The sequence below is a fragment of the Mucilaginibacter sp. genome, from assembly GCF_039921305.1.
Lineage (GTDB): Bacteria > Bacteroidota > Bacteroidia > Sphingobacteriales > Sphingobacteriaceae > Mucilaginibacter.
In genome coordinates, this window is the sequence record NZ_JBDSCA010000011.1 from 43,021 (window position 1) to 52,172 (window position 9,152).

At 39.9% G+C, this 9,152-nt stretch carries 8 protein-coding genes and 1 tRNA gene; 4 read left to right on the forward strand and 5 right to left on the reverse strand.

Annotated elements, in window-relative coordinates; translation table 11 throughout:
* Positions 1 to 4: 4 nt before the first annotated feature.
* Positions 5 to 1,321, reverse strand: coding sequence for an adenosylhomocysteinase (gene ahcY, locus ABIN91_RS01925; protein WP_348047873.1), 1,317 nt, complete (start codon positions 1,319 to 1,321; stop codon positions 5 to 7).
* 148 nt (positions 1,322 to 1,469) lie between these two features.
* A complete protein-coding gene (locus ABIN91_RS01930) occupies positions 1,470 to 2,336 on the reverse strand; it encodes a M23 family metallopeptidase (protein ID WP_348047875.1) in 867 nt (288 codons plus the stop codon).
* A gap of 212 nt (positions 2,337 to 2,548) precedes the next feature.
* Here ABIN91_RS01930 and ABIN91_RS01935 point away from each other — a divergent pair, with 212 nt between their 5' ends.
* Positions 2,549 to 2,959 carry a BrxA/BrxB family bacilliredoxin gene (locus ABIN91_RS01935; protein ID WP_348047877.1) on the forward strand — a complete coding sequence of 137 codons (411 nt, stop codon included), beginning with the start codon at positions 2,549 to 2,551 and terminating at the stop codon, positions 2,957 to 2,959.
* A gap of 117 nt (positions 2,960 to 3,076) precedes the next feature.
* On the forward strand, positions 3,077 to 5,566 hold the full coding sequence (locus ABIN91_RS01940) for a M1 family metallopeptidase (RefSeq protein ID WP_348047879.1): 2,490 nt from the start codon (positions 3,077 to 3,079) through the stop codon (positions 5,564 to 5,566).
* A gap of 268 nt (positions 5,567 to 5,834) precedes the next feature.
* Here the strand turns inward: ABIN91_RS01940 and cdaA are convergent, their stop codons facing one another.
* The 3 genes from cdaA to ABIN91_RS01955 form a co-directional block, all read right to left on the reverse strand.
* The gene (cdaA, locus tag ABIN91_RS01945) at positions 5,835 to 6,626 is read right to left on the reverse strand and encodes a diadenylate cyclase CdaA (protein ID WP_348047881.1); all 792 of its coding nucleotides are present in this window, start codon (positions 6,624 to 6,626) and stop codon (positions 5,835 to 5,837) included.
* A 120-nt stretch (positions 6,627 to 6,746) separates the two neighbouring features.
* On the reverse strand, positions 6,747 to 7,736 hold the full coding sequence (locus ABIN91_RS01950; RefSeq protein WP_348047883.1) for a TerC/Alx family metal homeostasis membrane protein: 990 nt from the start codon (positions 7,734 to 7,736) through the stop codon (positions 6,747 to 6,749).
* A gap of 2 nt (positions 7,737 to 7,738) precedes the next feature.
* Positions 7,739 to 8,710, reverse strand: coding sequence for a polyprenyl synthetase family protein (locus ABIN91_RS01955; RefSeq protein WP_348047885.1), 972 nt, complete (start codon positions 8,708 to 8,710; stop codon positions 7,739 to 7,741).
* A gap of 26 nt (positions 8,711 to 8,736) precedes the next feature.
* Here ABIN91_RS01955 and ABIN91_RS01960 point away from each other — a divergent pair, with 26 nt between their 5' ends.
* A complete protein-coding gene (locus tag ABIN91_RS01960) occupies positions 8,737 to 8,886 on the forward strand; it encodes a hypothetical protein (RefSeq protein WP_348047887.1) in 150 nt (49 codons plus the stop codon).
* A gap of 37 nt (positions 8,887 to 8,923) precedes the next feature.
* Positions 8,924 to 9,011, forward strand: a tRNA-Ser gene (locus ABIN91_RS01965).
* Positions 9,012 to 9,152: the final 141 nt, after the last annotated feature.

Consider the following 9,152-nt stretch of genomic DNA (forward strand, 5'->3'; position numbering starts at 1 on the left):
TATCTTAATACCTGTAAGCATCCGATTTAAACGGACCAGCCACAGGTACACCAATGTAATCAGCTTGTTCCTGGTCTAATACCTCTAACTCAACGCCAATTTTGGCTAAGTGTAAACGGGCTACTTTCTCGTCGAGGTGTTTAGGTAAAACGTAAACCTTGTTTTCGTAAGCGCCATTGTTTGTCCAAAGCTCCAATTGTGCTAAGGTTTGGTTGGTGAATGAGTTGCTCATCACAAACGATGGGTGGCCTGTTGCACAACCCAAATTTACCAAACGACCTTCGGCCAATACAATTACATCCTTACCATCAATTGTATATTTATCAACCTGTGGTTTAATTTCAATTTTGGTGTTACCGTAAGCGCCGTTCAACCAGGCCATATCAATCTCATTATCAAAGTGACCAATGTTACAAACGATAGCCTTATCCTTTAACGCGCGGAAATGTTTTTCTTTAACAATATTGCAGTTACCAGTAGCTGTTACCAAAATATCAGCTTCCTTAATGGCGGTATCTAATTTCTTAACTTCAAAACCTTCCATTGCAGCTTGCAGCGCACAAATAGGATCTATCTCGGTAACGATAACACGAACGCCCGCGTTACGTAAACTATCGGCAGAACCTTTACCCACATCACCATAACCACAAACAACACCTACTTTACCGGCCATCATCACATCAGTAGCACGACGGATAGCGTCAACTAAAGATTCACGACAACCGTATTTATTATCAAATTTCGATTTAGTAACCGAGTCGTTAATGTTAATAGCAGGCATTAATAAAGTGCCATTTTTAACACGCTCGTATAAACGGTGTACACCAGTAGTAGTTTCTTCTGATAAACCTTTAATAGCAGCAACCAATTCCGGGAATTGATCTAACACCATGTTGGTTAAATCACCACCATCATCCAATATCATGTTCAGTGGTTTGCGGTCTTCGCCAAAATGCAAAGTTTGCTCAATACACCAGTCAAATTCTTCGGCGTTCATACCTTTCCAGGCATAAACAGAAATACCAGCGGCAGCAATAGCGGCAGCCGCATGATCTTGTGTTGAGAAGATATTACATGACGACCAGGTAACTTCGGCACCCAATTCTATCAACGTTTCAATCAAAACTGCGGTTTGGATGGTCATGTGCAAGCAACCTGCAATGCGCGCGCCTGCTAAAGGTTTTGCTGCACCAAACTCGGCACGTAATGCCATAAGGCCAGGCATTTCGGCTTCTGCAAGTCCAATTTCTTTACGTCCCCATTCGGCTAACGCGATATCTTTTACTTTGAATTTAACAAATTCGGTCTCTACTGATGACATAGTGTTTTTTTAATTTATGGTGCAAAAATAGACATTATAGAATCAAGAGACAAGAGGCAAGAATCAAGACAGAAGATAAAAAGCTCCCAAGGGAGCTTTAATTTATTCTTAAAAAGTCTTGATTCCTGATTCTTGCCTCTTGATTCTATTAAGAGTTTAAAGTAAGATACTTAACCGGATTGATGGCCTTACCATTTTTACGGATCTCGTAATGCAAATGCGTACCGGTTGAGCGGCCCGTTGAACCTACCAAACCTATCTTATCGCCAACGCTTACTTTTTGCCCAACCCTAACCAATATACGGGATAGGTGCCCAAATACGGTTTCTAAACCATTAACATGCTTAATGCGGATACAATTGCCATAACCACCTGCCCGGCCTGCAAAAACTATCTCACCCTGAGCGGTACACTTTACCGGATCGCCTTGCTTGCCGCGAAAATCAATACCGGGATGAAATTCACCACCTGCCGATTGATCAAACGGATTACTACGACCTCCAAAGCTCGAAGTTTGTACATCAACACGCGGATAGCCCATTGGCATAATGGCCATATTAGCAACCAAATGCGTTAAAAAATCATCATATAACGAGTAAACTTCGGTATCAGATAGTTTAGGCGCGGCTGTTTTTTTATCACCCAAAATACTTTTCATCGAATAGGTTTTCAAGCCGCGCTTGCCCAAATAATCATTAATTTTTTGAAGTTTGGTTTGTATGGCCTGTACATAAGTTTGAGCTTTGCTCAGTTCGGCGGTTTTAGGTGGCGGGGGTATTTGATCTTTTAGTTGAGCTATCTGGTTTTGCAGTTGCTGCTTTTCCATTTCACTGCTTTTATTTTGGATACGGAGCTGATAAACCGAAAATCCTAAAAATATAATGATACAAGTTGTTGTGGCGGCGTAGTGTTTAACTCTTTTTAAACGTTTGGTTCGTTTTTCTAATAGGTGGAGTAGTTGTTTACTGGTGTGTTCAATAGCGCTTGGGCTAAAATCTGCTGCTTTCAAATTCATATTTTAGTTCAAAAATTAAGGGTACACACGCCAAAATAAATTTAGGCGAATGGTAAAAATACTAAACGACAACTATTTATCCAAATTGTGTTGACTTGTAGTTTTCGTTCGGAAGGCTTATACGGAGATAGTCAGCAAAATGTTATTATTCAAAATGATAACATTTTTAACCGTAATCATTGTTACTTTTGTATAGTTAGAAAAAAGAAATTATGTCTCCGGAATATTTAGTAGCCCCTATGCGGGAAGATTTAACCAAAGTTGGTTTCCAGGAATTAAAAGATGCTGATGCAGTAAAGCAAGCTATTGAATCAGAAGGTACTGTATTTGTAATGGTAAACTCTGTTTGCGGTTGCGCGGCAGCTAATGCCCGCCCGGCGGCTAAAATGGCCACCCAAAGCGAAAAGCACCCCGATAAATTTGTTACCGTATTTGCCGGCATGGAAAAAGATGCTGTTGACGCGGCACGTAACTATATGTTGCCTTACCCTCCGTCATCACCATCAATGGCTTTGTTTAAAGATGGTAAATTGGTTCATATTATTGAGCGTCACCAAATTGAGGGCCGCCCTGCACAAATGATAGCTGATAACCTGATCGGCGCGTTTGAACAATATTGCTAAAAGCTTAACAAGTTTTGTAAAAAGTATGGTACATATGTGCCATACTTTTTTTATGCATTTGTTTTTATGCAGGTTAACTTTACCTTCGCAGCCTATATTTTATTTAAACTGACCTCAATGAACAAAACCAGGCTACTCACCCTGCTTTTTACTCCGGCTATTGCCCTATGCGCAACAGCTACACTCTTAGCCCAACGGCAACAACCTCAACCTGATGATCCTGCTTTAAAAATATATCGCGCAAGCGCCACCAAGATCAATGATCTGATCCACACCAAGCTCGATGTACGCTTTGATTATAAAAAGCATTACCTATATGGTAAAGAATGGGTTACCATTAAACCACACATGTACCCTACCGATTCGTTAAGGTTAGATGCCAAGGGTATGGATATCAAAACCATAGCTATGGTTAAAGCCGGCAAACTGGTTCCATTAAAATTCACTTATGATAGTTTGACGCTGGCTATTACCCTGGATAAAAAATACCTTAATACCGAAAGCTATACCGTGTTCATCAATTACACATCAAAACCCGATGAATTAAAATTGAAAGGTAGCGCGGCCATCACCGGAGCCAAAGGTTTATATTTTATCAATGCTGATGGTGCAGTTAAAGATAAACCTACCCAGATATGGACACAGGGCGAAACCGAAAGTTCATCGGCCTGGTTCCCTACCATCGACCGTACCAACCAAAAAACTACCGAAGAAATAGCCATGACTGTTCCGGCTAAATATGTCACGTTAAGTAACGGTCGCCTGGCATCCCAAAAGGTAAATACCGATGGCACCCGTACCGATACCTGGAAAATGGAATTACCACACTCCCCTTATTTGTTTATGATGGCTGTTGGCAATTTTAAGATCTATAAAGATAAGTGGCGCAACAAAGAGGTAAGCTATTACCTTGAACCCAAATATGCACCATACGCTAAAGATATCTTCGGTTTTACACCCGAGGTAATGGAGTTCTATTCTAAAAAATTGGGCGTTGATTATCCCTGGAATAAGTATTCACAAATTGTAGTTCGCGATTATGTAAGTGGTGCAATGGAGAATACTACTGCAACTTTACACGGTTCTCAAGTACAAGCTACCCGCCGCGAACTGGTTGATGGTAAACCAGAAAGCGAAATTGATATTGTTCACGAACTATTTCACCAATGGTTTGGCGATTACGTTACCGCCGAAAGCTGGAGTAATTTAACCGTAAACGAATCCTTCGCCGATTTTAGCGAAACCCTGTGGTTTGAACATAAACACGGTAAAGATGCCGGCGACGAGCAGAATTACCAGGCCATGTTAAGATATTTAAACAGGCCAAGGAATGCCGCCAAAACACTGGTAAGGTTTCACTATGCCGATAAAGAAGATATGTTTGATGATGTAAGCTACCAAAAAGGTGGCCGCGTATTGAACATGCTCCGTAACTATTTAGGCGAGGACTCCTTTTTTAAAGGTTTACATATTTACCTAACTCAAAACGCTTTCAAAAACGGCGAGGCTCAGCAACTACGTTTAGCATTTGAAGAAGCAAGCGGACAAGACCTGAACTGGTATTTTAACCAATGGTATTACTCGCCCGGTCACCCCGAATTAAAAATAGATTATAAATGGGATGAAGCCAATAAAACCGAAACAGTTTACTTAACCCAAACTCAAAAAGGCGATAATTTCATTTTACCTATGGCGATAGATATTTATGCCGGCGGGAAAAAAGAACGCCATAAAGTTTGGATGAGGAGCATGGCCGATACCTTGACCTTTAAAGTAGCATCGGCCCCAGATCTGGTAAATGTGGATGGCGATAAAATATTACTGGCGCGTAAAACCGATAACAAAACATTTGATCAATTGGTATTTCAATATTTTAACGCGCCCTTATACTTAGACAGGTTTGAAGCTATTGACGCTGCTGCCAAACAACAAGATAATAAGGCAGCTCAAAAACTATTACTTGCCGCTTTAAAAGATAAATACTTTAACCTGCGTATCAAGGCCATTAAAACACTTGACTTAAGTAATGCCGATATAAGAGCCACCTCAGTTCCCATATTGTTAAATATTGCCAAAAACGATGAAAAAACTTTAGCCAGAGCGGCTGCTTTGAATTCGCTAGCTAAATTGAACGATGCCGGTAATTTGTCTTTATTTAAACAGAACATTAACAGCCAATCATACGCAATGCAGGCTGCATCATTAAACGGTATAGCTGGCCTTGCCCCTGCTGATGCGCTAAAAATAGCTAAGAACCTGGAGCACGATACATCAGGCCCGTTAACGGATGCTATAATTAAAGTTTATGGTACAAACGGTGGTGATGCCGAATTGGCATTTATTAGCAATGCTTTTAAAAATGCTACGGCACAAGCTAAATTTGGTATGCTGGCTGACTATATAAAAATACTGAGCCGTGTTAACAATATCAACGCGTTTAAAGCTTCAGTAGATGATATTAAAGCAGTTGGTAAACGCTTTAAACAATTTGGTATTTCCATTATCACTAAACAACTGGAAGAGCTTAAAACTCAAAAAGAAGCTACAAAGCAAACAGAACAAGCCCAATATGTAGCAGCTGTAATTGATGAGTTAAAAAAGGCTTAATTATCCCATACCCTTTCAAAAAAAAGCTCTCGTATTTTACGGGAGCTTTTTTGTTAATACACAATACTAAAAACGAACTAAACAAAGCAGATCAACAGAAACATTGGCTATATTTCATGCTGACCTGCATTTTGACTGAATTAAGGTTTAGGTGATGCAAAATAGCTATTAGTAGCCTATAATTGTACAACTATCAGCTTACACAGGCAACTATTACGCGAACGTTCGTTTTCGCATGGTGAACAGAAATTAAATGATGGCTATCCGACTAAAAATCTTTATTCAGCAATTTTTCCAATTCTGCAAAGCCGATGTTCATTTTTACCCGGCCATGTTTGGCGTACGAGAGTTCACCGGTTTCTTCCGAGATGATGATCGCTGTTGCATCATTAGCCTCTGATACGCCTATACCAGCTCTATGACGCAAGCCAAATTGGGGCGGTAAATCTGTATTATCTGTAAGGGGCAAAATACAACTGGCGGCTTTAATTTTATTTTCGGCAATAACAACGGCGCCATCATGCAAGGGGCTTGTTTTTTGGAAGATACTTTCGAGCAATCGTTTGGATATTTTGGCATCAACAACCTCGCAACTGTTCTGAAAAAACTGTTCATCGTAATATTTTGCAAAAACAATAAGAGCGCCCGTATGGGTTTGCTTTAAGCTTTTACATGCATCAATAATAGGTTTTATACGGGCAAGGTTATTCTTTTCAACTTCGTTTTTACCAAAAAAATACCGCCACCATGCCTTATTTCGTTGCAGCGACGCGTTTTTTCCAACCAGCAATAAAAAACGACGTATCTCTTGCTGAAAAACTACAATGAGTGCCAATAGGCCCACATTCATAAAATTCTCCAGTATTTTAGTGAGCAAAGACATGTGCAGCTTTTGCACTGTGAAATACATCAAGTATATAATAGCCAAACCAATAAAAATATTAGCCGCTATAGTACCCCTGATCAGATTATAAAGCTGGTATATAATGATAGCCACTATCACTATATCAAGCACATCAAAAAAAGTAAAATTAAATGAGCTGAGATCGTGCAATTGCATTGAACGAAGTTAATAAGTTTAGCGGTATTTGGTAACAGCCAACCTAATAAAATCCTTAATGTGCTGGTTTTGTCTCTTCTTTAGGGAATATCAGCGATGCCACCACACTCACTCCCAATATCAATAATATAAGATCAACGATTTTGTTGTGGTTAAACCAATCTCTTCTGCATAATGGCTGGCCAGCATTTTGGCGCCAATAAATGCCAGCAGCGCAGCCAATCCAATCTTCAGATAATGGAATCTATCTAAAATATTGATCAGCAAAAAGAACATGGAACGTAAACCCAGTATGGCGAATATGTTTGAGAAAAACACCAAATAAGGATCTTTAGTAATCGAGAATACGGCCGGGATTGAATCTACAGCAAATATCAGATCGGTAAATTCGATGATCAACAGCACTAAAAACAAAGGTGTTATCAAGCTTTTTTTGCCCTTTTTTACGAAAAATTTATCGCCCTCAAATTTAGGGTGAACGGCAAAATATTTTGAGGCTAATTTAACTACAGGGTGGTTTTCGGTATCGATCTCATCTTCCTTATTGCGGTTAACAAACATCATGATCCCTGTATAAACCAGGAACGCGCCAAATATATAAAGTATCCATTCAAACCTGGTAATAAGCGCGGCTCCCACAAAAATGAACGCAAAGCGCATCAAAACAGCGCCGATGATTCCCCAAAATAAAACTTTGTGATAATGTTTTGGGCTAACCTTAAAAGCGGTAAATACCAATACAATAACAAATATATTATCTACCGAAAGAGCATACTCTACCACATACCCGGTAATAAACTCCAACGCGATGTTGCTACGATACAGATCAAGGCCCCCGGCAAAATCGGCAGGGTTTAAATTGAGATGATGGAAATGGGCAATGTTAACCGCTTTTAAATCATCAAAGGTTTTTATGGCATGCAAGGTATCACCAAACTTTAACAGTATGCCGTAAAATATTAATGCAAAGCTGATCCAGATCAAGCTCATGATTGCAGCGCGCTTTACGGATACAGCCTCGTCCTTTTTTGAGAATAAGCCCAGGTCGATAGCCAGCATCGCTATCACAAATACAATAAAGCCTATAATAAATTCAACTTCGTGGGTCATTACTATTTATTTCTCTCAGTGGTATAACGAACCAATTGTTCTAATGACCGTCGCGACTCCCCATCCGGGAAAGTATATAGTATTTCGAACGCCTCGTCCTGATAAACTTTCATCTGACTTTCTGCATATTGTAAACCACCAGCATCTTTTACAAACCGGATGATCTCGGCAATTTTAATGGCATCGTCATTATGATTTTTTACCAGATTAATGATGCGCTTTTTTTCTGCAGACGTGGTATTAGCCAAAGCATAAATTAAAGGCAGCGTTATCTTTTTCTCTTTAATGTCGATACCTAATGGTTTACCAACATCATCCGTGCCAAAATCAAACATGTCATCCTTTATCTGGAAAGCGATGCCTATTTTCTCACCAAACAACCTCATTTTCTCTACAGTAACATCATCTGCGCCCGACGATGCCGCACCACAGGCGCAACACGATGCAATTAACGAAGCCGTTTTCTGGCGGATCACATCATAATAAATCGGCTCGTCAATATCCATCCGGCGTACCTTTTCTATCTGTAACAGCTCGCCCTCGCTCATTTGCCTCACGGCTTCGGATACGATCTTTAATAAATTAAAATCATTGTTTTCGATAGAAAGCAATAAACCTTTACTCAACAGAAAATCGCCGACTAAAACGGCAATCTTATTTTTCCATAAAGCATTGATAGAGAAAAAACCGCGGCGTTGATATGAGTTATCAACCACGTCATCGTGTACCAAAGTAGCAGTATGCAATAACTCAACCAATGCGGCCCCACGATGGGTAGACTCATTAATACCACCACATAAACTTGCCGACAAAAAAACGAACATGGGCCGTATTTGCTTCCCCTTACGCTTTACAATATAATGGGTGATACGATCAAGCAGGGGAACGGTACTATGCATTGATTTTTTGAATTTTTGTTCAAAAACATCAATCTCTGCGGCAATAGGTCTCTTGATCTCGTCGATGCTCAGCATTTAAAAACGCAACAGTTCTTTAAAAAATGGACGTTATCCCAACTGGAATACGTAGCAAACATAAGTTAAAAATCAATAACCCTATAGCTGCAGGGCACAATATTGCATTTTTAATACGTCAAAAAACGCGCAATAGTTTAAAGCCTAAAAATGAATTGCTTTTTGGTGCGATATAACGGTAGAATATCCTATTTTTGCAGTCCTCAAAAACACGGAGAAGTGTCTGAGTGGTCGAAAGAGCACGCCTGGAAAGTGTGTATACGCCAAAAGTGTATCGAGAGTTCGAATCTCTCCTTCTCCGCGAATAACCATGTTAAAAACAGCTAAAAGCCTGCAAATCAAATGATTGCAGGCTTTTGTTTTGGTGCCAAACCCCCATTTTATGCACCAATTAGCAACAAAAAAGTGCGTATTTCGGTGCGTCAATTCTTAGTTATACCCT